The 23,276-nt window shown below is 61.6% G+C and carries 17 protein-coding genes; 5 read left to right on the forward strand and 12 right to left on the reverse strand.

The window, feature by feature from the left end:
* The first annotated feature begins 31 nt into the window (after positions 1 to 31).
* A complete protein-coding gene (styD, locus tag KHO33_RS05275) occupies positions 32 to 1,510 on the forward strand; it encodes a phenylacetaldehyde dehydrogenase StyD (RefSeq protein WP_054037551.1) in 1,479 nt (492 codons plus the stop codon).
* 151 nt (positions 1,511 to 1,661) lie between these two features.
* A complete protein-coding gene (locus tag KHO33_RS05280; RefSeq protein WP_200564555.1) occupies positions 1,662 to 2,597 on the forward strand; it encodes a LysR substrate-binding domain-containing protein in 936 nt (311 codons plus the stop codon).
* An 11-nt stretch (positions 2,598 to 2,608) separates the two neighbouring features.
* On the opposite strand, the gene KHO33_RS05285 is transcribed toward KHO33_RS05280, so the two are convergent.
* The 4 genes from KHO33_RS05285 to aldA form a co-directional block, all read right to left on the reverse strand.
* Positions 2,609 to 4,270, reverse strand: coding sequence for a GMC family oxidoreductase (locus KHO33_RS05285; RefSeq protein WP_200564554.1), 1,662 nt, complete (start codon positions 4,268 to 4,270; stop codon positions 2,609 to 2,611).
* Positions 4,271 to 4,332: 62 nt separating this feature from the next.
* Positions 4,333 to 5,550, reverse strand: coding sequence for a mandelate racemase/muconate lactonizing enzyme family protein (locus KHO33_RS05290; RefSeq protein WP_054037553.1), 1,218 nt, complete (start codon positions 5,548 to 5,550; stop codon positions 4,333 to 4,335).
* Positions 5,551 to 6,873: an MFS transporter gene (locus tag KHO33_RS05295; RefSeq protein ID WP_054037555.1), complete on the reverse strand. Its 1,323-nt coding sequence runs from the start codon at positions 6,871 to 6,873 to the stop codon at positions 5,551 to 5,553.
* Positions 6,874 to 7,032: 159 nt separating this feature from the next.
* Positions 7,033 to 8,457: an aldehyde dehydrogenase gene (gene aldA, locus KHO33_RS05300; protein WP_200564553.1), complete on the reverse strand. Its 1,425-nt coding sequence runs from the start codon at positions 8,455 to 8,457 to the stop codon at positions 7,033 to 7,035.
* Between the two features lie 283 nt (positions 8,458 to 8,740).
* Here aldA and KHO33_RS05305 point away from each other — a divergent pair, with 283 nt between their 5' ends.
* Complete coding sequence (locus KHO33_RS05305) at positions 8,741 to 9,898, forward strand: porin (protein ID WP_200564552.1); 1,158 nt, start codon at positions 8,741 to 8,743, stop codon at positions 9,896 to 9,898.
* A 126-nt stretch (positions 9,899 to 10,024) separates the two neighbouring features.
* Here KHO33_RS05305 and KHO33_RS05310 read toward each other — a convergent pair whose 3' ends face one another.
* The 7 genes from KHO33_RS05310 to nirB form a co-directional block, all read right to left on the reverse strand.
* Positions 10,025 to 10,393 carry an ArsR/SmtB family transcription factor gene (locus tag KHO33_RS05310; protein ID WP_200564551.1) on the reverse strand — a complete coding sequence of 123 codons (369 nt, stop codon included), beginning with the start codon at positions 10,391 to 10,393 and terminating at the stop codon, positions 10,025 to 10,027.
* On the reverse strand, positions 10,377 to 10,862 hold the full coding sequence (locus tag KHO33_RS05315) for an SRPBCC family protein (protein ID WP_054037559.1): 486 nt from the start codon (positions 10,860 to 10,862) through the stop codon (positions 10,377 to 10,379). Before KHO33_RS05315 ends, KHO33_RS05310 begins: the two co-directional genes overlap by 17 nt.
* A 124-nt stretch (positions 10,863 to 10,986) precedes the next feature.
* On the reverse strand, positions 10,987 to 11,661 hold the full coding sequence (locus tag KHO33_RS05320; protein WP_054037561.1) for a type IV pili methyl-accepting chemotaxis transducer N-terminal domain-containing protein: 675 nt from the start codon (positions 11,659 to 11,661) through the stop codon (positions 10,987 to 10,989).
* A gap of 100 nt (positions 11,662 to 11,761) precedes the next feature.
* Positions 11,762 to 13,129, reverse strand: a complete 1,368-nt coding sequence (locus KHO33_RS05325) for an MFS transporter (RefSeq protein WP_200564550.1) — start codon at positions 13,127 to 13,129, stop codon at positions 11,762 to 11,764.
* Positions 13,130 to 13,318: 189 nt separating this feature from the next.
* On the reverse strand, positions 13,319 to 17,521 hold the full coding sequence (locus tag KHO33_RS05330; protein ID WP_054037563.1) for a bifunctional nitrate reductase/sulfite reductase flavoprotein subunit alpha: 4,203 nt from the start codon (positions 17,519 to 17,521) through the stop codon (positions 13,319 to 13,321).
* A gap of 44 nt (positions 17,522 to 17,565) precedes the next feature.
* Positions 17,566 to 17,919: a nitrite reductase small subunit NirD gene (nirD, locus tag KHO33_RS05335; RefSeq protein WP_054037565.1), complete on the reverse strand. Its 354-nt coding sequence runs from the start codon at positions 17,917 to 17,919 to the stop codon at positions 17,566 to 17,568.
* Between the two features lie 33 nt (positions 17,920 to 17,952).
* A complete protein-coding gene (nirB, locus tag KHO33_RS05340) occupies positions 17,953 to 20,493 on the reverse strand; it encodes a nitrite reductase large subunit NirB (protein ID WP_054037568.1) in 2,541 nt (846 codons plus the stop codon).
* A 718-nt stretch (positions 20,494 to 21,211) separates the two neighbouring features.
* Here nirB and KHO33_RS05345 point away from each other — a divergent pair.
* The gene (locus KHO33_RS05345; protein ID WP_054037570.1) at positions 21,212 to 21,592 is read left to right on the forward strand and encodes a response regulator; all 381 of its coding nucleotides are present in this window, start codon (positions 21,212 to 21,214) and stop codon (positions 21,590 to 21,592) included.
* Here KHO33_RS05345 and KHO33_RS05350 read toward each other — a convergent pair.
* Positions 21,589 to 22,464 (reverse strand): MOSC domain-containing protein, encoded by an 876-nt coding sequence (locus tag KHO33_RS05350; protein ID WP_054037571.1) that lies wholly within the window; start codon positions 22,462 to 22,464, stop codon positions 21,589 to 21,591. The genes KHO33_RS05345 and KHO33_RS05350 overlap by 4 nt on opposite strands.
* A gap of 352 nt (positions 22,465 to 22,816) precedes the next feature.
* Between KHO33_RS05350 and KHO33_RS05355 the strand changes: the two genes are divergently transcribed.
* Positions 22,817 to 23,221 (forward strand): heme-binding protein, encoded by a 405-nt coding sequence (locus tag KHO33_RS05355; RefSeq protein WP_054037573.1) that lies wholly within the window; start codon positions 22,817 to 22,819, stop codon positions 23,219 to 23,221.
* Positions 23,222 to 23,276 lie beyond the last annotated feature (55 nt).

The following is a 23,276-nucleotide window of genomic DNA, read 5'->3' on the forward strand; positions in this document are numbered from 1 at the left end:
ACCACCACCATCACCCCGTCGGAGACAAACCATGCCCGAACAGAAAATCCCAGCAAAGCTGCCAACCACCATGTTCATCAACGGCGAAAAAACCCCAAGCGCCGCAGGCAAAACCTTCCCCATCTACAACCCAGCAACAGGCGAAGAACTATCCCACCTCCCAGACGCATCAGAACCCGACATCGACCACGCAGTAAAAACCTCAAAAGCAGCCTTCGAGTCAGACACCTGGCGCAGAATGCCGCCAGCCACTCGTGAGCGCCTGCTACTAAAACTAGCCGACCTGGTAGAACAACACACCGACGAACTAGCCACATTAGAAACGCTAAACCAGGGAAAACTAATAGCCTTCTCCAAGATGCTGGAAGTTTCAGGCAGCGTCCAATGGCTCCGTTACATGGCCGGCTGGGCCACCAAAATCGAGGGCACGACTTTCGACCTGTCGATCCCCTTCCCACCCGGCACCCGCTACAACGCCTCAACAAAACGCGTCCCAGCAGGCGTGGTCGCCGCAATCGTCCCGTGGAATTTCCCGCTCCTGATGGCGGTCTGGAAGATCGCCCCAGCCCTCGCATGCGGCTGCACCGTCGTACTGAAACCAGCGGAAGAAACGCCATTGACGGCAATCCGCCTCGCCGAACTGGCCCATGAAGCCGGCTTCCCACCAGGCGTACTCAACGTCGTCACAGGCCGCGGCGAAACCGCTGGCGCAGCGCTAGTCAAGCACCCGCTCGTGAACAAGGTCACCTTCACAGGATCGACCGAAGTAGGCCGCATCATCGGCCGCCAATGCGCTAACGATCTGAAACGCGCATCGCTGGAACTGGGCGGCAAGAGCCCCGTGATCGTGCTGGACGACTGTGACCCGAAGAAAGCGATCGAAGGCGCAGCCGGCGCGATTTTCTTCAACCACGGACAGGTCTGCACCGCAGGTTCCCGCCTGTACGTTGCGCGCTCCATCTACGACGAAGTGGTGCAAGGTATCGCCGCCGTGGCCGATGGAATCGCATTAGGCTCCGGCTTCGATCCCGCAACGCAGATGGGCCCCATGGTTTCCGCACGGCACCGCGACAAGGTCATGGGAATGATCGCGCAAGGCCGGCAGGAAGGCGGCGAGATCCTGTCACGTGACGCGGCCGTAGATGCGGATGGCTTCTTTGTCCGCCCGACGGTCATTGCCAATCGCGCATGCAAGCCGCTTTCCGTGGTCAGAGAAGAGATATTCGGACCAGTGCTGGTGGCCATGCCCTATGACGATATCGACGAGGTCCTGACTCAGGCCAACGCATCGGAATATGGCCTTGGCGCGAGTGTGTGGACGAACCAACTCGACAAGGCGCTGCGACTGGTCGACGGCATCGAAGCCGGAACCGTTTGGGTCAACACGCACAACATGGTTGACCCCGCGATGCCGTTCGGCGGATTCAAGGCCTCGGGGATCGGACGCGAGCACGGCAAGGCCATTGTGGATGCGTATACCGAGAGCAAGTCGGTCTGCATCGCGTATTGACCGGTCGGTCTCTGCACGTCTTGCGGCACGAACACATCGCCGCCACAAGACGTGCGGACCTGTAGCGCCGCGAGGGCAACACAGTAAAATAGCGGGCACCCGCGCCGCTGCGCGTCAGCCTACCCTTGGGTGCCCCACCTTGAAACGCAAAATGCCCGCGCTGAACGCGCTCAAAGCCTTCGAAGTCGCCGGCCGCACGGGCAGCTTCACGCGCGCAGCAGAACTGCTGAACGTGACGCAAAGCGCGGTCAGCCGGCAAGTCCGGCAACTGGAAGCCCAACTCGGCGAGACCTTGCTCCAGCGTCACCATCACCACCTCGAACTCTCGGCCGCCGGCCGCATCCTCCTGCAAGCACTGCAACAATCATTCGACCGGATCGAACTCACGGTTCGCAGCCTGCAGGAGAAAACCCATCGCAACCGTCTGCGTATCAACGCGCCCCCCACCTTCACGAGCCGCTGGCTGATGCCGCGTCTCGGACGTCTGCGCGACGCGCATCCGCATCTCGAACTCAGCCTGTCGACCCGCGTCGACGACAATCTCGCCGAATCGGGTGTGCTCGATTGCGCCATCCGTTTCGGCAACGGCGAGTGGGAAGGTTTCGACAATCGTCTGCTGATGAACGAACGGCACATCGCCGTCTGCGCGCCCGCGTTGCTCGCGCGCCAGGCCGGTCGCGCGGCCATCGATCTGAATCAGTTCACGCTGCTGCACGTGCTCGCGAGCGCCGATCAGCGCTATCTGACCTGGCAGCACTGGTTGAAAGCCGCCGGCATCGAAAACGTCGACACCCGCGGCGGCTACGAATTCGATCTGCTCGATCACGCGATCCAGGCCGCTATCGACGGACTCGGCGTGACCATCGCCGATCGCCACATGATTGGGCGTGAACTCGCGGAAGGCCAACTCGTGCAGGTGCTTAACGTGCACGTCGACGGCCACCAGTCGTACTGGCTCGTTACGCGCGCGGAACAGGACGAGCTGCCGCACGTCGCACTGTTCCGCGAGTGGTTGCAGCAGGAGATCTGGTTGACCGAGCGCGCGCTCGATTCGTCCGAGTCGGCGCAGTTGGGTGAAGCGGGCTGAGCCGGGCGAACTCAGGCGGCAGCAGCCAGCTCCGCCGCTTCGGGTTTAAAAGCCGCTTCAACGGCAGCATCCATGAGAATCATCTCAGCGCCCTTCTCCGCGACCATCATCGTTGGCGCATTGATATTGCCCGACGTGATGTTCGGAAAGATCGACGCATCGACCACGCGCAAGCCGGTAACGCCATGCACCCGCAAGCGCGCATCGACCACTGAGGTGCGTGGGTCGTCGCCCATCGCGCACGAACCGCACAGGTGATAGATCGAACCCGATTGCTCGCGGAAATACTGTAGGAAGCCCTCACGCGTATTCACCTGCGGCCCCGGCGAGATTTCCTCGACTGTGATCTCTTTCAACGCCGGCGAAGCCATCACCTTGCGCACCAGTTGGCAACCCTGGATCACTTCGTCGATATCTTTTTCCGTGGTCAACGCGTTGATGCGGATTTTCGCGGCGTCTTCCGCACGGTTCGACGCGATCTCGATCGAACCGCGGCTCGTCGGCCGGCACGGGTTGAATGCCAGCAGGAAGCCCGAATACGGCTCGGGTTCCAGATTCGCCTTGTTGCTCTTCGGAATCCGGTACGACAGCGGATTGAAGTAGAGCTGCAGATTCGGCTGCACTTCCTGATCGCTTCCCTTGAAGAACCCGCCCGACTGGTTCACGCTCATCGCGAGCGGCCCCTTGCGCGTCAGCAGATACTGCAGGCCGAGCTTGAGCTTGCCGAGCAACGGGCGTAATTCGTCGTTCAACGTCTTGACGTTCGCTCGATAGTAGAAGCTCACGCACAGGTGGTCCTGCAGATTCTGCCCCACAGCGGGCAGTTCCTTGACCATCGCAATGCGATGCTTCGCCAGCAATGCGCTATCGCCTACACCCGAGAGTTGCAGCAGCTTGGGCGAATCGACCGCGCCCGCCGACAGGATCACCTCGCGGTTCGCCATGAACTGCCGTGTCGCGCCGTTCTGCGTCACGCTCACACCAATGGCCCGTTGGTTACCGTCGAATAGCACGCGGCTGGCGAGCACGTCACGCTCGACCGTCAGGTTCTTGCGCGTCAACACCGGATGCAGATATTCGAAGCTGCTCGACGAACGCTGCCCGTTGCGCGTATTCACGTCGTAGATACCCGCGCCTTCGAATCGTTCACCGTTGAAGTCGTCGCTGCGCTTGTAGCCGGCCTGGTCGCAGCCTTTCAGGAACACGTGGCAGATCGGATGGACGGCATCCTTCATCGGCGAGATACGGATCGGGCCGTCCGCGCCGTGATACTCCGTGTTGCCGAGCGGATGCGATTCGAGCTTGCGAAAAAACGGCAGCACGTCGCGAAACGCCCAGCCCGGGTTGCCCGCCGCGGCCCAGTCGTCGAAATCATGCGGCTGGCCGCGCACGTAAATCATCGCGTTGATCGAGCCGGAGCCGCCCTGCACCTTGCCGCGCGGACAATAGATCGGCCGGTTGTCGAGTTCCTTTTCGGGCTCGCTGTAGTACATCCAGTTATAGGTTTCGTTGTAGTACGTCTTGGTGAAACCCACCGGGATCTTGAACCAGAACGAGCTGTCCTTGCCGCCCGCTTCGAGCAGCAGCACCGAATATTGGCCCGACGCCGAGAGGCGATTGGCGAGAATGCAGCCCGCCGAACCCGCGCCGACGATGATGTAATCGTAGTTCATGCTCTATGTCGCCAAGCGGCGCCCAATCCATTGAATGCGTAAAACAGCTGAATCCGCCAGGCTCAACCCTTGGCCGGCGCGAGATCCTTCACGTCGGCAGGAAGTGCTGCCATCTGCAGATGCAGACGCTCGCCGGTGTACGGCGTGTGCTGCCGAACGACGTCCATGTTCAACTCCACGCCCAGACCCGGTTCCTGCGACGGAATGATGTAGCCGTCTTCCCATTGAATCGGCTTCTTCAACACCTCGGCGTGGAAACCGTCCCACGTGCCGATGCTTTCCTGAATCAGGAAGTTCGGCGTGCAGGCGGCGAGCTGAATGCTGGCGGCTGCGCCAATCGGACCGTTGTACAGATGCGGCGCGATCTGCGCGTAATACACCTCGGCGATCGCCGCGACTTTCTTCGCTTCGAGCAGGCCGCCCACACGCGCCACGTTCAGTTGCAGAATCGACGCTGCGCCCGCTTCGAGCAGCTTGAAAAATTCGTACTTGGTGGTCAGGCGTTCGCCCGCGGCAATCGGAATGCTCGTGTGCTGCGCGACCTGCGCCATCGCGCCTTCCTGTCCGGGCGGCACCGGTTCCTCGAACCACAACGGATCGTATTTCTCTAGGCGCTTGGCGAGCCGGATCGCTGAGGACGGCACCATCTGCCCATGCGTTCCGAACAGCAGATCAGCCTTGCTGCCGACAGCTTCGCGAATGCGGCGGCAGAAGGTCTCGCAACGGTCGAGCACTTCCATCGACAACTGGTGGCCCGAGTAAGCCGAATACGGCCCCGCCGGATCGAACTTCACCGCAGTGAAACCGCGCTTCACGTTCTCAACGGCACATTCGGCGGCGAGATCGGGATCGTCGTAGTCGTATTCGCCGCGGCTGTTCTTCGGATACAGGTACGTGTACGAGCGCAGACGCTGATTCACCATGCCGCCGAGCAGTTCGTACACCGGCTTGTTCGCCGCCTTGCCGATGATGTCCCAGCACGCCATTTCCAGCCCGCTGACCACGCCCATCATCGTCAGATCGGGACGTTGCGTGAAACCGCTCGAATACGCTTGGCGCCAGAGCCGCTCGATATGGTGTGGATCGTGATCGAGCAGATAGCGGCCGAATACATCGTCGATGATGTGGGTCATCGCTTTCGGATGGAACGTCGCCGAATAGATTTCGCCAACGCCTTCAATACCGCAATCGGTCTTGAGCTTGACGAAGATCCAGTACATGCCGCCCACGTGCGGCGGCGGTACGGCGACGATATGCGTTTCGAGCGAGACGACTTTCATTTACGCAACCCCTTTTTTGCTAAGCATGTTTCTCAGCGCGAGGCCGGCAAAGCCGCCGAGCGCCGCCATTCCGGCCACATAGCCGAAGTAAAGCTGGTAACCGAAGACGCCCGGGAAGTTCTGCGTCAGATAGCCGTTGATCAACGGCAGGAACACGTCGGGCGAATAGCCGAGTACGGAGATCAGGCCGATCGCGAGGCCCATCGTTTCGACCGGGATATTGCAGCGATCCAGCAGCGACCAGTACAGCCCGCGGATCGCGTAAGTCAGAATGCCGATGAACAGCACGAGGAACACCAGCAGCACATGGCTCGAGATACGCGGCGCCGCCATCAGACCCAGCAGCGACAATGCGGCGAGAAAGAGCGCGATCACCAGCACCGAGACCTTCGAATAACGGTCGCCGAGAAAGCCGCCGCCAATGCCGCCGATCGGACGCATCCATAGCTTGAGCGTCGTGATCGTGCCGGCCATCACCACCGTCAAGCCGATCTCGCCTTCGTGCAGATACGCGGAGAAGCTGTAAGTAGCCCAGAACACCTGGTAACCGCAGAACACGATAGCCGCGACCAGCCACAACTCAGGAATCGACGCGAGCGTTTTCAGATCGACCAGCACGTTGCTGCGTTTTTTCGTGGCGCGGTTGGCCGCCGCGTCCTTAGCGCCTTGCGGATCTTTGACGAGCGCAAGCACCACGCCCAGTGCGATGCACAGAAACGCGTACATGTAGACGACCAGCCTGAAACCAGCCGCTACCGGTTCGCCTTTGGTCTGCGTGAACCACGCGAACAACGTGATCGCGATGGTCGCGAGCATCGCTTCGATCAAGCCGCGTCCGCCGTCGAGCAAACCGAAGAAGCGGCCCTGCTCGTGCGTGCCGGCGATCATCGTCACGCGCTTGATGACGGCAGCCCAGAAGGTCAATCCAGTCGTCAAACCCCAACCGCCGAAGATCAGCATCAACATCTGGAACGACGGCGCAGTCGAATACCACAGACCTAGCACGCCGGTTGCAATCAGCGAAAAGCAGATCAGGAGGCGTGGCGCGATCCGGTCGGCGAGCCAGCCGCTCGGCAAGTAACTCAGCAGAAAGATCGTGCCGAGCGACGAATACAGATAGCCGAGCTGACTATCGGTGATGTGAAACACTTCGAGCATCGTCGGCTGATAGACCTGCCGCAGATACAGAATCGGATAAATCGCTCCAGCCGCCACGACCAGCAACATGAGCTGGATGTAGCGTTGAGCCTTGTTGGCTTGCAATGCGGTTTCCGCGGCGCTCGAGGCGAGCGAAGCGGCGGTTTGAACGGGCTGAGATGACACGTGAGCGCTCCTGGAAGACACAGCGCCGGTTCACCGGGCCGCCGGGTCTTCAAATATTTTTATAAGTGCAGCGGATCTGCTGCGTTTCTGCGGGTTTCAAAACAACGCGTGCCGACTACTCCGAGTCGCGCGGCACGCGCCGGTTGCAGCTTTTCAGCTTTAGTACTTCATGACCACGAGACGGGTCTGTGTGAATTCGAGCATGCCGTGCTTGCCGTCGTCGCCGCCGAGCCCCGAGCGTTTCCAGCCTGCATGGAAACCTTGATACGGATCGGCCGGCGTACGGTTCACATACAACTCGCCTGCCTCAATACCGTTGGCGATCTTCATCGCACTGCGATAGTTCTCGGTATAGAGCACCGACGACAAACCAAACTGATGGTCATTGGCCATCTCCAGGGCTTCGTCGAGCGTGCGGTATTTGACGACCGGCATGATCGGGCCGAAGGTTTCTTCCTGGATGATTTCCATGTCCTGACGGCAGTTCGACAGCAACGTCGCCGGATAGAAAAAGCCCTTGCCTTGCGGCAGCCGGCCACCGGTTTCGAGCGTGGCGCCCGCAGCGATCGCGCGTTCGACCATCCCGTGAATCGACTGGCGCGACGCGTCGTTGACAAGCGGCCCCATCAGCGAAGGCTGTTCGGCACGATCGCCGCTTTCCACCGCGCTCATGTGCTTCTTCAGCAGCGCGACGAAACGGTCATGCACGCTTTCCTGCACGTAGACGCGTTCGATCGCCGTGCAAAGCTGCCCGCAGTGCGTGGTTTTGGATGCGACCAGGTCGCGCGCGGCCTTCTCGAGATCGGCATCCGCCTCGATGATGGCGGGCGTCTTGCCGCCGAGTTCGAGCGACGGCTTGGCGATGTTCGCCTTGCAGTATTCAAGCACCTTGCGCCCCGCGCCAACGCTGCCGGTCAGCGTGATCATGCCGACCTTCGGATGCGTGCAAAGCGCCTCGGCGGTTGCGTGATTCATCGCGAGAATGTTCACGACGCCGGCCGGCAGCCCTGCTTTCTCTACTGCCCTGGCGATCTCGAACGCGGAGGTCGGCGTGTTGTTGCTGGGGCGCACCACCACGGTATTGCCGGCGATCAACGCGGGCGCCACCTTGCGCATGAACGTATAGACCGGGTAATTGAACGGGATCAGGCACGCCACCACGCCGATCGGCTCGCGATGCAGCACGAGGTTTTCGTCGGGCGTGTCGCTCGGAATCACCTCGCCTTCGATGCGGCGCGCCCATTCGGCGTGGTAGCGGGTGATCTGGCCGGCATAGATCGCTTCGTTGGTGGCATCGGCGACGCTCTTGCCCGACTCCAGCGCGAGCGCTGCGCCGATGGCGGGCGCGCATTCGGTGAGCGCGTCGGCGAGCTTGTGCAGATAGACCGCGCGCTCGGCCGAAGGCAGCTTGCGCCAGCCCTTCTGCGCGGCGGCTGCGGCGTCGACCGCGGCGATAGCCTCGGCTTCGGTGGCGCCCGTGACGTCGGCAATCACGGCTTCGGTAGCGGGGTTGGTGACGGCGATGAGCTCGTCGCTTGCCGCGTCGATAAAGCGGCCGTTAGCAAAATTTCGATCGAGTCGCATCTCGTCTCCTGAAAACCTGGTGCGGTGGCGCATTGCCTTCGGCTATCGCCTTCATGCCAAAGGTGCATGGACGGAATTTTTCTCTGGGGCACGGCGCACCACAAGCGAATAATTCGCGGGACAAACATTCGAAAAAATCACGTTTATCCAGGGATGTGCCTCACACGCGAATCCCATCTCGAATAGCAGAATCCGGGCTTTGCCAAAAGCAGCGGCCTTTACAGACGGTCGAACCCCGTTTCGACCGTCTGGGGTCACTCATTACCAAAGTCTGGAGCTCACAATGAAAAAGAATGTCATCGCCACCGCAGCATTCACCGCGCTTGCCTCGCTGGCGGCCCCGTGCGCCTTCGCACAAAGCAGCGTGACCCTGTACGGCGTGCTCGATGAAGGCATTGACTACACCAACAATGCCGGGCGCGGCGCGGTCTGGGAAATGGCGAGCGGCTATGCGCAAGGCAGCCGCTGGGGCATGAAGGGTTCGGAAGATCTGGGCGGCGGCATGAAGGCCGTGTTCCAGCTGGAAAACGGCTTCGACGTGAGTTCGGGGCGGCTCGGCCAGGGCGGCCGCATGTTCGGCCGCCAGGCCTATGTGGGCTTGAGCGACAACCGGTTCGGCACGGTCACGCTCGGGCGCCAGTACGACTCGGTGGTCGACTACCTTGCGCAGACCACCGCCAACGGCAACTGGGCCGGCTACCTGTTTGCGCACCCGTATGACAACGACAACACGGACAACTCGTTCCGTCTCGGCAACAGCGTGAAGTACGCGAGCCCGGACATCGCGGGCTTCCAGTTCGGCGGCGTGTACAGCTTCAGCAACGACACGAACTTCGCGAACAACCGCGCCTATAGCTTCGGCGGCCAGTACGCGAACGGCGGCCTGCTGATTGCGGCCGCGTACCTGCAGGCGAACAATCCGGGCGCGGGTTCCACCGGCGCGATCACCGCGAACGACGCGAGCTTTATCGCCGGGCGCATGCGGGTGTTCGGCGCCGGCATCAACTACACGTTCGGTTCGGCGACCGCCGGTTTTGCCTACACCAACTCCAACTATAAGGACCCGACCGGCAACGGCTATATCGGCATCCCGTTGGCGGCATCGGGTGTCAGCCTGAATACACTGAAGTACCAGAACTTCGAAGTGAACGGCAAATACCAGTTCACGCCGGCCTTCTTTATCGGCGCGCAGTATGTGTACACGATGGAGAACTACGATGCGTCGACGGGCAGCGTGAAGCCGAAGATTCACTCGGTCGGTGTGATGGCGGATTACAACCTGTCCAAACGCACTGACGTGTATGTGCAGGGCGAGTATCAGAAGGTCGCGGGCGACTCCACCCACTCGATTCTCGACAACGCGTTCATTCCGGGGGTGCAGGCGCCGTCGTCGACGGGGAATCAGGTGGCCGTGCGGCTCGCGCTGCGGCACAAGTTCTGAGGATTAGGGGATTGCTGCGCTGGAGCCGCGCGGTGAGCGGCTCCAGGCCATAGGTGTTCAATTTTTTGCGATGTTCACGTTGCGTATACATTCTGATTTTCTGAACGCGGGCGACCGCCAACCGCATCATTCGCCCTCCACCGCCGCCTTCAACCTCAGCAACGCGTGATCCCACTGCTGAGAGATCGCCTCAAGCGCGCGCCGCGCTTCGTCGAGGTGCGCCGGTTCGAACGCCCATAGGCGTTCACGGCCCACCTTGACGTCGCGCACGAGGCCCGCATTGGCAAGCACCTGCAAATGCTGCGTGACCGACTGCCGCGTCATCTCAGTGCCGGCGGTCAACTGCGCAATCGACATCGCACTGCCCGCGCACAATACGGCGATCAGACGCAGCCGCGTTTCGTCGCCGAGCGCCGCAAAAATCTGCGCGGAACTTCGCAGCATGGCCGCCTTCACTCGCGCATTGCCCACTGCCGGCTTATCCCTTGGCGACATGCTTTTCGATGTTGATCAACTGCTCTTCCCACCCGCCGTTATTCATGCGGAACGCTTCCGCGCGGCGTGCAGCGGGAATTTGATCGAAGCCCGATTCGACCACCCGCAGCAACGTGCCCGAGTCGACCTCGCTCAGCTCGAATACGACTAGCGTGGTGGGCTCGGGTGAGTAGTCGACGGACACATCGACCGCGGCCGGATGCCAGCGAAACGACAGATGATGTTCGGGCTCGACGCGCTCTACCAGTACGTCCATGACGAGATGCTCGTAGCCCGGATAGGTGATGTTGCCTTGCACGGATTGACCGGCGACGAACTGTTTGCCGCTGAAATCCACGCAAAACCATTTGCCGAACTCCTCGGCGTTCGACACCGCGCGCCATACTCGAGAGCGCGGCGCCTTCAGCAGGATCTGTTTTTCGATGCGGTCAGTCGACGCGTTATTGGGTGTGTCAGATGAGATCGTCATATGCAGCCTCCTGACTGCATATTAGGCTCGCAACTGGCAACCTGCAAGTATTTGCCTGCGTATTTTCAGGCAGCGCCCTGACTTCTACTGAAGGACGGCGAAACAGATCGCCACAGGCGCTTGCTTATCCCGCCGACGTCTTCTGCACAAACGCGCTCACCACAGCCTCAAGTTCCTTGGTGATGGAAGTCATTACGCCCGCAATCACGGCGAACTCCCGGCCGGTCACATTCGAGCGGCTCGCCACGATCTGACCGTTGAACGAGACAATATGCGCTTCTTTTGCGATCGCTTTGATCCGCTCGATGAGATCCTGCTGGCCTTTCTTCTGCGCCCGCGCAATGCGCCGGCTTTCCTGCTCGTAGACAGCGGTCACGGCGTGCAGATGCGTCAGCAACGGATCGACGGAACCGATTAACGCGTTTAGTGCTTCATTGGCGCGCGGCGAGCCGCGTTCGATCGCCTCTAGTGCTACCGAGGCCAGCGAGATAAAGTCTGTGATCTTCTTCGCCACATTCCCGCTGCCGTGAAAAGCTTCGTGCAACGCCGGCGAGAATAGTCCGGGCAAGCCATCGCGGCCTTGCACCAGCGCCGTATGGCTGTCGGAAAACGTACGCAAGGTCTCCTGCGCAATCGCCAACGCACCGTCGAACTGTTGAAACGCCAACATCGACTGCAACGCGATGCGCTGCGACAGCATCCGTTGACGCCCTGCCATGTTGATCAACGAGCTCAATACCTCGCTGGAGACGTCCGCTTCGGACTGTGGTGCCTGAACCCGATCTTTCGTGATGCTCATGTCTTCTGCTTATGATTCGATTGACCCTTTCGCTCCTCCCGGCATCCTCGCTGCGTGAGCGCCATCGGCAGGCACGCAGCGTTATGGATGCCGAATTGCATTACTCCGTTGCGTGCGCATGCATCACGTTGGCATGCATCGACCACGCCATCCACGGACGGCGCAGCGCGACGATCGCGAGGAACGCGCAAGCCGCCAGCGCGCCGAAGGTCGCGAAGCCCATCTGATAGCTGCCCGTGCTTTCCTTCGCGATGCCCATCACGACCGGCAGATAGAATCCACCGATGCCGCCCGCGGCGCCGACGATGCCCGACATCAAACCGGTGCGGCCGGCCCAGCGATGCGGCACCAGCTGGAAGGTCGCGCCATTGCCCAGACCGAAGGCCACATACAGACACAGCAGCAGCACAATCCCGCCCACCATCGACGGCATCGCGGCAGCAAAAACGAAGTCGCACAGCGAAATGACCGCGAGCAGGAAGGTCAGCGCGCGCACGCCCGACACTTTGTCTGCGATCAGACCACCGAGCGGCCGTACGATCGCGCCGGTTGCGGCAAGCAGCGCCATGAACAGGCCCGCGTCGATCTTCGACAGTTGATACAGATTGGTCAGCAGCAGCGCAACATACGACGACATGCCGACAAAACCCCCGAACGTGATGCTGTACACCAGCATGATCGCCCACGTGTCGCGCTCAGACAGCACCGAGCGATAGCGTTTGGGCAGCACAGCAATCGCGAGCAGCGCGCCGATCACCGGCAACAGCAGCACACCCGTCTTGCCGGAACCGAACATGCCCGCTTCGACCAGCAAAACGAGCACGATCAAGCCGACGAGCGTCACCGCGAAGCTGCCGAACGCGCGCAGCACACTGCCGGATTTGATACCGGAATCGTTGGCCCAGAAGTACAGCGTGATCGCGGCGATCGCGAGCAACGGCAGTGCGCCGGCGGTCGCCAGTTGCCAGCCGTAGTGCGTCGCCAGTTGCGGGAACAGGAAGCCGTCGAGCACCGCACCGATGTTGCCGGCGGCGGCAAGACCCAGCACCAGGCCCTGCACCTTCGGCGGATAGTTGCTGCCGGCCATCGGCAGCGCCACCGCGAAGCTCGCGCCACCCACGCCGAGGAATACACCGAGCACCAGCAGCAAGGTGTACGACGGCACGAACGGCAACAACGGCAGCACGATCGTCGGCACCGCGGACAGCAAGACGCCCATCAGCGCGATGCGCTTGCCATGCGCGGATTGATACAGATTACCGAGCGTCACGCGCAGGATCGCTGCCGACAGCACCGGCACGGCGACCAGCAAACCTTGCTGCGCAGGCGTCATCGCAATGCTTTTGCTGATGAACGGCGCGAGCGGCCCGTATAGCACCCAGACAGTGAAGCCGGTGTCGAAATAGAGGAAACACGCCACTAGCGCGCGCCAATCCCCGCTCTTTAGAGAGCTCATCACGTTTTTCATTAGATATCCTCACATTGACTGGTTGTTCGCTTGCCTGGTACATGACGCTGAGGCGCCGCGCACCGGAATGGTCACGATGTTGAATACCGGTTTGACACGCAATCTCCATGCCATCCGGGTCCTTCTTTCAAGCTTGACTTCGTACTCTCTGAAACCGTGATGCCGCGTCTGAGCCGGACGCTTCAAAAATCAATAAACGTCGCGTGCATAGCGCTTTTCTTGCGCTAAGCGGCCCACATACTCGGCGGCTTTTTCATCGCTCATCCCCCCATGCTGAGCAACCACATGTTTGAGCGTCGCGTCGACGTCTCTTGCCATCCGGTTTGCGTCGCCGCAAACGTAGAAATGCGCACCTTCTTCGAGCCATGCCCACAGTTGCGCACCCTGCTCGCGCATGCGGTCCTGCACGTAGACCTTCTCCGTTTGATCGCGCGAGAAAGCGACATCGAGGCGGGTCAGCAGACCGCTGTCGCGCATCGCTTCCAATTCGTCTCGATAGTAGAAATCCGTGGCCGCATGTTGCTCGCCGAAGAACAGCCAGTTGCGCCCCTTGTCACCGCGTGCACGCCGCTCGTGCAGAAAGCCGCGAAACGGTGCAACGCCGGTTCCCGGACCGACCATGATGATCGGCGTGTCAGAACTATGAGGAGGACGAAAATGTGCGGATTTCTGCACGAATACCGGCACAGCGACATCCCCGGCTCGATCGGCGAGGAACGTCGACGACACGCCCTTGCGATGACGGCGGCCATTGTTGTAGCGAACCGCCGCAACCGTCAGATGAACTTCGCCCGGATGCGCCTTCGGGCTCGACGCAATCGAATACAACCGCGGTTGCAAACGCTTGAGCATGCCGGTCAATTCGGTTGCCGTCAGGTTGACGGGAAATTCGTGGAGCACGTCGGCAAGTTGTTGGCCCCACAACCATTGTTTGAGATCGGCCTTGCGCTCTGCAGAAAGCAGATCGCGTAGTGCTCCGTTGTTGCTGCGCGCGGCAATGAACGCGAGCGCGTCAGGGCTGGGACGCGCGATCTCATAGTGTCTGGCAAGTGCGTCGGCGAGGTGCATTTCACCCGCGCCGGACACAGTGACCGCAGCGTCAGCACTCAGGCCGCTCAGGCTGATCAATTCGTCGACCAGTTCGGGACAATTGCTTGGCCATACGCCCAGCGCATCGCCGGCTTCGTATTCGAGGCCCGAGTCGCCTGTGCTCAAGGAGAAGTAGCGCGTATCCTTGGCAGCGCCCTGCTTGTTCAGTTGCAGGTTCCTGACGAGACGCGATGCGGCCGGACGCGTTTTGGTCGGCACGGCGCCGGGCACCACGGCGTTGATCATGCCGCCCGGCGGCACTGCATGCAGCGCCGCATCTTCTTCCTTGATACGCACGATGATGCTTTCGAGCCACGCGTCTGCATTCTCCTGATACTCGCTGTCGCAGTCGACGCGATCCATCAAACGCAGCGCGCCTTGCGCAGCGAGACGCTCATCCAGGCGGCGGCCGTGGCCGCAGAATTGATCATAGTTGCGATCGCCTAACGCGAGCACCGCGTAGCGTAAACCTTCGAGACGAGGCGCTGCGTCGCTGACCAGTTCGCTCCAGAAACTTTGTGCGTTGTCGGGCGGATCTCCGTCGCCGAAAGTGCTCGACATCAGCAGCACGTATTGCGCTTTCGCGAGCGCCGACACCTGGTAGTCCGCCATACACGACGTGCGGATTTCGAAGCCCGACTCCATCAGACGCGTGGCATAACGCTCGGTCAGCGATTCGGTGTTGCCGGTTTGCGAGGCCCATAGCAAGGTCACTTTGGGTCGCACGCGCAAGATGCGCACACTGGATGCATGCGCCGCTTCGAAATGCGGTGCGGCAAGCGCACCTGCCGGCGCGGCCGCATCGGTTCCGCTGCGGCTATAAAGTCCGGCCAGCAAACCGTCCACATACAAGCGGTTCACCGGATCGAACGGTGCGCCGGCCGGCAGGACCGGCACGCCGTGGATGCCCTGTCCTTCAGCCGAACGCAAACCACTGACGAAACCGGCCAGATACGCCCGCTCGGTTTCCGTAAACGAAGGCGCGGATGTCTGCGGAAGCTGCAACAGGTTAGTCAATGCATTGATGCGGGGCATTTCCAGTTCCTCGGTGTTCGCCGATATGGCACTTGCTGTCGCCGGGTCGGCTGCAGCGGCAGGCCCATCGATGAGCGTCTCGTCACCCGCATTAGAAACCGGCTCGATGGCATCAAGTGCAACCGGGCTCAGCGCGACCGCACAGAATTTGAGTTCGGGTTGCTGCGAGATCGGATCGATTGCATCGCTGGTGACGGCGTTGATGCACAGGTCGTCGCCAAAAACGTCGTTCCAGTGCATCGGCGCGAAGCAGTTCCCTGCTTGCACACGCTCCGTAACGACCGCCGACAACACGGCACGCCCTCGCCGCGAACGGATTTCAACCGGATCTTTTGCCTTGATGCCGAGCGTGGCAGCGTCTTCGGGATGAATCTCGACGAACGGCCCAGGGTTGAGCTTGTTGAGCATCGCGACCTTGCCGGTCTTGGTCATGGTGTGCCATTGATGCTGCAAGCGACCCGTATTCAACACGATCGGAAATTCCCGGTCGGGCAATTCGGCCGGGGCTGCAAACGCACGCGCGAAGAACACGGCTTTGCCGCTTGCGGTCGGAAACACGAGCCGCGGAAGACCGCCGTCGGGTAGTTGCTTCAGCGTCTGGCTGACGCCGTCGTTGATGTAGCGAACCGGATTGCGGTCGGCGGCGGCGTCAGCGCCGAGCGGCCATTGCAACGGCGTTTCCTTCAGACGGCGATGGCTCGCGCCGCGCAGGTCGTAACCCGTTTTCGGATTCGATGCACGGGTGATCTCTTCGAACACCTCCTCAGCGCTCGCATAGGTAAACGCATCGGCGAAACCCATTTCACCCGCGACACGCGCAATGATCTGCCAATCCGGCAACGCGGCGCCCGGCGGTTCGATGCCCTTTTGCATCAGCGTCAGGTTGCGCTCGGAGTTGATCATCACGCCTTCGGCTTCGGCCCACAATGCGCCAGGCAAGAGCACGTCGGCGTAACGGTTGGTCTCGGTGTCGAGGAAGGCATCCTGTGAAATCACGAGTTCGGCCGCGCGCAGTCCGGCGATCGCGTTCTGACGGTTCGCAACGCTCGCCACGGGATTCGTGCAGATGATCCAGCACGCCTTGATCTCGCCCGCAGCCATGCGAGTGAACATATCGATCGTGCCGTTGCCGACTTCAGTCTTCAGCGTACCCTTCGGAATGCCCCACAGGTCTTCGACAAACACGCGGTCTTCTTCGACCAGCACCGAACGCTGCCCCGGCAAACCGGGTCCCATGTAGCCCATTTCACGGCCACCCATTGCATTGGGCTGGCCGGTCAGCGAAAACGGACCGCTGCCGCGGCGGCAGATATTGCCGGTCGCCAGATGCAGATTGCAGATCGCATTCGTGTGCCACGTGCCATGCGTGCTTTGATTCAGGCCCATGGTCCAGCAGCTGATCCACTCCGGCGCGGCGCCGATCATTTGCGCGGCCTGGCGGATGTTTTCTACAGAAAGGCCCGTAATTTTCGACACTTTCTCCGGCGTGTAGTCCGCGAGAAAAGCGGGCATTCCGTCCCAGCCTTCGGTGAAGTCTGCAATAAAGACCGCATCCGTATGGCCGTTTTCGTGCAGCAGATGCAGCAAACCATTCAGCAACGCCAGATCGGTGCCCGGCTTGATCTGCAGAAAGAGATCGGCCTTGTCAGCCGTCGTATTGCGGCGCGGATCGACCACGATCAATTTCGCGCCCGCCTTCACGCGATCCATCATGCGCAGGAACAGAATCGGGTGACAGTCGGCCATATTCGCGCCGATCACGAAGAACAGGTCGGCATGATCGATGTCTTCGTACGATCCCGGCGGGCCGTCCGCGCCAAGCGAAAGCTTGTAGCCGCTGCCCGCGCTCGCCATGCAAAGACGCGAATTCGATTCGATGTTGTTGGTGCCGACAAAGCCCTTGGCGAGCTTGTTGACGAGGTACTGCGCCTCGATCGACATCTGCCCCGACACATAGAACGACAGCGCGTCCGGTCCATGTGCGTCGAGCAGGCCGCGCAAGCGTGCCGCCGTGGTGCTGATCGCCTGCGCCATCGGCAGCGGCGTCGGATCCTGGTCGCGTGCATGACGCACGAACGCGCCTTCCAGACGGCCAGACTTGCGCAACGCGACATGCGCCGACTGGCCCTTCGTGCAGAGCCGCCCGAAGTTAGCTGGATGCTCTTTATCGCCGGAGATCTTGACGACCTGCCCGTCCTCGACGTGCAGCACCATTCCGCAGCCAACGCCGCAGTAGGGGCACACGGTTTTTACGTTAGCGGAGGACATGGAGCGCGACGTCGTTCGAATAAATACAAAGAGAAATCGGCAACTCAGGCCGCGACCCACACCTGCCCGTCTTCCACCCGCGCGGCGAACGCGCTGACGGAATACGCCGGTGTTTCGAGGCACTCGCCGGTGCGCAGGTCGAAGTGATGCTTGTAGATCGGCGAGGCAACTACGAGGCGTTCGCCGAGACTGCCGATCAGTCCGCGCGAGAGCACCGCGGCCTGGGAGCCCGGATCGTAGTTTTCGATCGCGTACACGGCGCCGTCCGCGTCGCCGTTGTTTACGTGAAATACCGCTACCTGCTCGCCGTTGACGAGCGCGCAGACGCCCGTATTGGGGACGATGTCGTCGAGCGGGCAAATGGGCGTCCAGGCGAGCGGCAGGCGGTCAAGGTTCATGGCGGAAGTCCTCAGTGAATAGCGCAAAGAAAATCAAACAGTCTCGACAACCACAGGAATCGAAGTGAGCTTCGATAGCCGCTCGGCCACCGTCGCGGGCCGGATCTGGCCGCGTTCCTCGACGAAGGTGACATTGCTGTCCGGCTCGCCACTGTTGACGAAGTGACGGAAGCGTTTTCGCGTCTCGGGATCGGTCACGGCCCGCTTCCATTCGCATTCGTAGGTGTCGACCACGTGCTGCATTTCCACCTCGAGCTCCGCAACAACGCCCAGACGATCGTTGACGACCACGTCGATCAGATAGTCCAGTCCGCCTTCGAGGTTGTCACGCCACACGCTGGTGCGTTGCAGACGGTCCGCCGTGCGCACGTAGAACATCAGGAAGCGGTCGATATAGCGCACCAGCGTTTCCTTATCGAGGTCCGAGGCAAGCAATTCGGCATGGCGCGGCTTCATCCCGCCGTTGCCGCACACGTAGAGATTCCAGCCCTTCTCGGTGGCGATGATGCCGACGTCCTTGCCCTGTGCCTCCGCGCATTCGCGAGTGCAGCCGGATACACCGAACTTGATCTTGTGCGGCGTGCGCAGGCCCTTGTAGCGGTTCTCGAGTTCGACCGCGAGGCCCACCGAATCGCCGACGCCGTATCGGCACCATGTCGAACCGACGCACGACTTCACCGTGCGCAGCGATTTGCCGTACGCATGCCCCGATTCGAAGCCGGCCGCGATCAGTTCCTCCCAGATGAACGGCAGTTGCTCGACGCGGGCACCGAACAGATCGACTCGCTGACCGCCGGTGATCTTCGTGTAGAGACCGTATTTCTTCGCGACCTGACCGACTGCGATCAAGCCATCAGGCGTCACTTCGCCGCCCGCCATGCGCGGCACAACCGAGTAAGTGCCATCGCGCTGGATGTTGGCGAGGTAGTAATCGTTGGTGTCCTGCAGCGCCGCGTGCTCTTTCTTCAGCACGAATTCGTTCCAGCACGACGCGAGAATGCTCGCCACCGCCGGTTTGCAGATATCGCAGCCGAGGCCGTGGCCATGCTTCGCCAGCAATTCGCCGAAGCTGCGCACGCCCTCTACTCGCACGAGGTGATACAGCTCCTGGCGCGAATACGGGAAGTGCTCGCACACGTGGTTGTTGACCGCGAGGCCCTGCTTTTTCATCTCGGCCTTCATCACCTGCGTGACGAGCGGCACACAGCCGCCGCACGACGTGCCGGCCTGGGTCGCGCACTTCAACGCGCCGATGTCGGTCGCGCCCGCGCACACGGCGGCGCACAGGTCGCCCTTCGAGACGTTGTTGCACGAACAGATTTGCGCGCCGGCGGGCAAGGCCTCGACGCCGAGCGCCGGTTTCGCCTGACCGTCGGACGACGGCAGAATCAGGAATTCGGGCGACGCCGGCAACTCGATCCGGTTTAGCATCATCTGCAGCAGCGTGCCGTATTCGCTCGCATCGCCGACCATCACGCCGCCGAGCAGATACTTGCCGCATTCGGACACCACCAGCTTCTTGTAGATCTGCTTGCGTTCGTCGCTGAACTGATAGGCGCGGCTGCCCGGCGTGTTGCCATGCGCGTCCCCGATGCTCGCGACGTCCACGCCCATCAGCTTCAATTTGGTGCTCATGTCGGCGCCGGCGAATTCCGCCGAGTCGCCGTGCAGTTGCTTCGCTACCGCGCGCGCCATCTCGTAGCCGGGCGCGACGAGACCGAACAGCTTGCCCTCCCACAGCGCGCATTCGCCGATCGCGTAGATGTGCGGGTCGCTGGTGCGGCACGCGTTATCGATCACGATGCCGCCGCGTTCGCCGAGCGCAAGGCCGCTTTGGCGCGCGAGGTCATCACGCGGCCGAATGCCCGCTGAGAACACGATCATGTCCGTGTCGAGGTGAGTGCCGTCGGCGAATTGCATGCGATGCGTGGCCGTCTCACCATCGACAATCGCCGAGGTGTTCTTCTGCGTGTGCACCGTCACGCCCAGTTCTTCAATCTTGGCGCGCAGCACGCGGCCGCCGCCTTCGTCCACCTGCACCGCCATCAGACGCGGCGCGAACTCGACCACGTGTGTTTCCAGCCCCATGTCGCGCAGCGCCTTCGCGCATTCGAGACCGAGCAGGCCGCCGCCCACCACGGTGCCGGTCTTCGAACGGGCGCCGCATTCCTGCATCGCTTCCAGATCGTCAATGGTGCGGTAGACAAAGCAGTCGGCGCGTTCGCGACCTTGCACGGGCGGCACGAATGGATAGGAACCCGTAGCGAACACCAGCTTGTCGTACGGCAGAGTCTCGCCGGTCGATACCGTTACGGTGCGGGCGTCGCGATCGATCGCCACGGCTTTTGCATTGAGCTTCAGCAAGACATTCTGGCGCTCGAAGAAACCCGGTTCGACGAGCGACAGATCGTCCGCCGTCTTGCCCGCAAAGAATTCGGACAGATGCACACGGTCGTACGCAGGGCGTGATTCCTCGCACAGCACGGTGATGTCGAGCCCATGCGCGGCGTCTTGCGCCAGGCATTCGACCAGTTTGTGGCCGACCATCCCGTGACCGATAACGATGATTTTCATGACCGCGGCTTCCTCAATGTGCTGGGCTCGAATCGCTGCCGGCTGGCTGCTGCGCGAAAGCGATTCCGGAAATAAAAACGGCGTCCCGCGAACCCAGTCGATGACTGAATTCGGGGGACGCCGTTGTCCTGACCTGTGCTGCGGCGAGTACTTTGTTGTTGCACTCGCGACGGATCCACGTTGATCCGCTGGCAGGGCTTAATGCAAAGGTTGTGCCAATCGAGAGAAATTCCCGCTGTGGCGCTGTGTGACGGGGCTTTGCGGCATATGACCTGGGTCTGCTGCCAGTGGAGGATGTGGCGTGTCTTGATGCAGCGAGGCACAGGGATGGTGCGACGCAGCACCGTGTACGTGCGGGCAGCGTTTCGCGGCGCTTAGCGACGCTCGCCGTGCGCGATCTGACCGATCGACACGGAAATGTACCTACCCAGGTTGTAGATCCGCCCTGTGCGGCGGCCCTGATAGACAGGCGGCGGCAAAGCCCATCCCGGTGCTCTTGCCGATCAGACGCAGGATCAAGAACACACAGTGGATGCGGCTGCCCGCTTCGCTATCCAGTGCGATTCGCGCTTCCTCATCGTCCCCGAGCGGTAACTCATTCGTAAGAAAGCCGCGCCAGATACCGTGCCGGAATGCGCGAAAAAAACAGACTAGTGAGCTTCGATTCTATCGGGACCTCAAATTGCTCAATACAAGGTACGCAACCTGGAGAAGCCGGATGTCCATTGATGATGCCGCCCGCCTCCTGATCGCCGACGACGATCCGGATCTGCTGGCCGCCTACGTACTCTATTTCAGCGCACACGGTTTCGACATCCGGACCGCGCGCAACGGCCTCGACGCGCTCGCGCAGTATTGCGCGTGGCACCCCGGCGCCGCGCTGCTCGACGTCGAAATGCCGCGTCTCGATGGTCGTGCGGTCGCCCGGTGCATCCGCCATGAGGCCGACACGCCGGCGCCCATGCTGGTCGCTGTGACCGGCCTCGCGCGCGACGAGGACAGGCGCGAGTCGTTACGCTCCGGATTCAATCATCATTTCGTCAAACCCGTGCCGATGCCGGTGATCCTCGCGGCGCTGACCGGGCGTGGCCAGCATTAATCGCCAAAGCCCAATTCAGCGTCGACCGTTTGACCGACGCGCAGCCACGCCCCAGCCCCGCGCGCGACGAGCGCATTGTTGCCGAACGTCACCGCCCCATCCCGCTGCGGATTCGCCCGGTAGACGCTCATCGTATCCGTAGGTTCGTTCGGCCAATCGGGATCCGGCGCGCCCTTTGCCTGATCGACGGTCGGCATCGGACAGCGCGCACACGGCTTGACCAGTTTCAGTTCCACGGCCTCCTCCGCCGCACCGCCGACACTCAGACTCTCGACATAGTCCTCTTCGTACGCTTCGAGCCCTGTCAGCACGACGTTCGGGCGAAACCGGTCAATCGGAATGGACGGCGCGCCCTTACTGTTCAGGCGCACGTTCAGATCGTCGAGCGAGGCCTGGCCGATCACCAGCAGCGGAAAACCATCGGCGAAATACGTGGTGGACCCGGGGACGCTAGCGGTGTAGTCCGGATCGACCTGTCGTTCGCGTTCGGGATCGAAGCGCAGAAGGCGCGACGGCACGCCGAGAAACGCCGAAAACCACGCTGCGCTCTCTTCGCCGGTGTCGAGGCCGTAGGCCGCATCGCGCCAGACCACGGTTTGCACCTTGTGCGGAGCGCTGAGCTCGGCTGCCTCGAGCGGTGTACGCAACTCGCTCATGCCCGGCGCGCGGATCACAAGCTCATGTTCGCCGAGCTCGACGCTGATCAGCGCCATGCGCGGATACGCGCGCTGCGTGAGCATCGCGCCGCTCGGGTCGGTGACCATCCAGTATCGATCGTATTCGAGGCCGGTGGCGAGCAGGCGTGCCTCGTTCAACGCAATGCCGGCGCAGGATTTGATCGGATAGACAAAAAGCTCGCTGATGGTAGGCATAGTGTGGGTGGTGTGGGAAACACGCGCATTTTGTGTTGAACTCCGATTGTAAAGCGCTGGCGCGTGCTGCCGGGCATCGGTCGGGCCGAACTTGAGCCTTTCTATTGAGCAGCCCGCCCCGGAACGCCTGCTGCGCAAGAGTTTGCGCCGCGCGATCGCGAATCCGGCGGGATTCGCCATGCTGCCTGAAACCGGCCGGACGATGCGGTCGTTTCTTCCGGCCACGCTTGGACGTAAAATCCCCAATCGAACCGCTCGGGCAAAGACAGGGCCGGCGCCGGGCACACTCCGGTGCGTTACAGGATTGAACTTGTAGAAGCATCCCTACCATAAACGAAACAGGAAATTCATTATGCTGAGCAAACCCGTGTTGACCGTTGCCGAAACGACCCGAATCCTCGAAGCCGCCCGCGCGGAGGCCGAGAAGAACCAGTGGGCTGTGGCCATCGTGGTGGTCGACGACGGCGGCCATCAACTCGGCATGCTGCGTCTGGACGGCAGCGCGCCGGCCAGCGCGTACATCGCGACGGAAAAAGCCCGCACTTCGGCGATCGGCCGTCGCGAAACCAAGGTATACGAAGACATGATCAACAACGGCCGCACGGCATTCCTGAGCGCGCCGCTGCAAGGCACGCTGGAAGGCGGCGTGCCGGTGATCGTCGACGGCCAGGTGGTCGGCGCGGTCGGCGTATCGGGCGTCAAGTCGGATCAGGACGCGCAAATCGCCAAGGCGGGGATTCAGGCAATCGCTGCTTAAGTCCGGATCCATTCGGAATCCGTTCAACGCGGCGGCAATAAAAACGAAACACAAC

The sequence above is a fragment of the Paraburkholderia nemoris genome (assembly GCF_905221015.1).
In the GTDB taxonomy this organism is placed as follows: domain Bacteria; phylum Pseudomonadota; class Gammaproteobacteria; order Burkholderiales; family Burkholderiaceae; genus Paraburkholderia; species Paraburkholderia nemoris.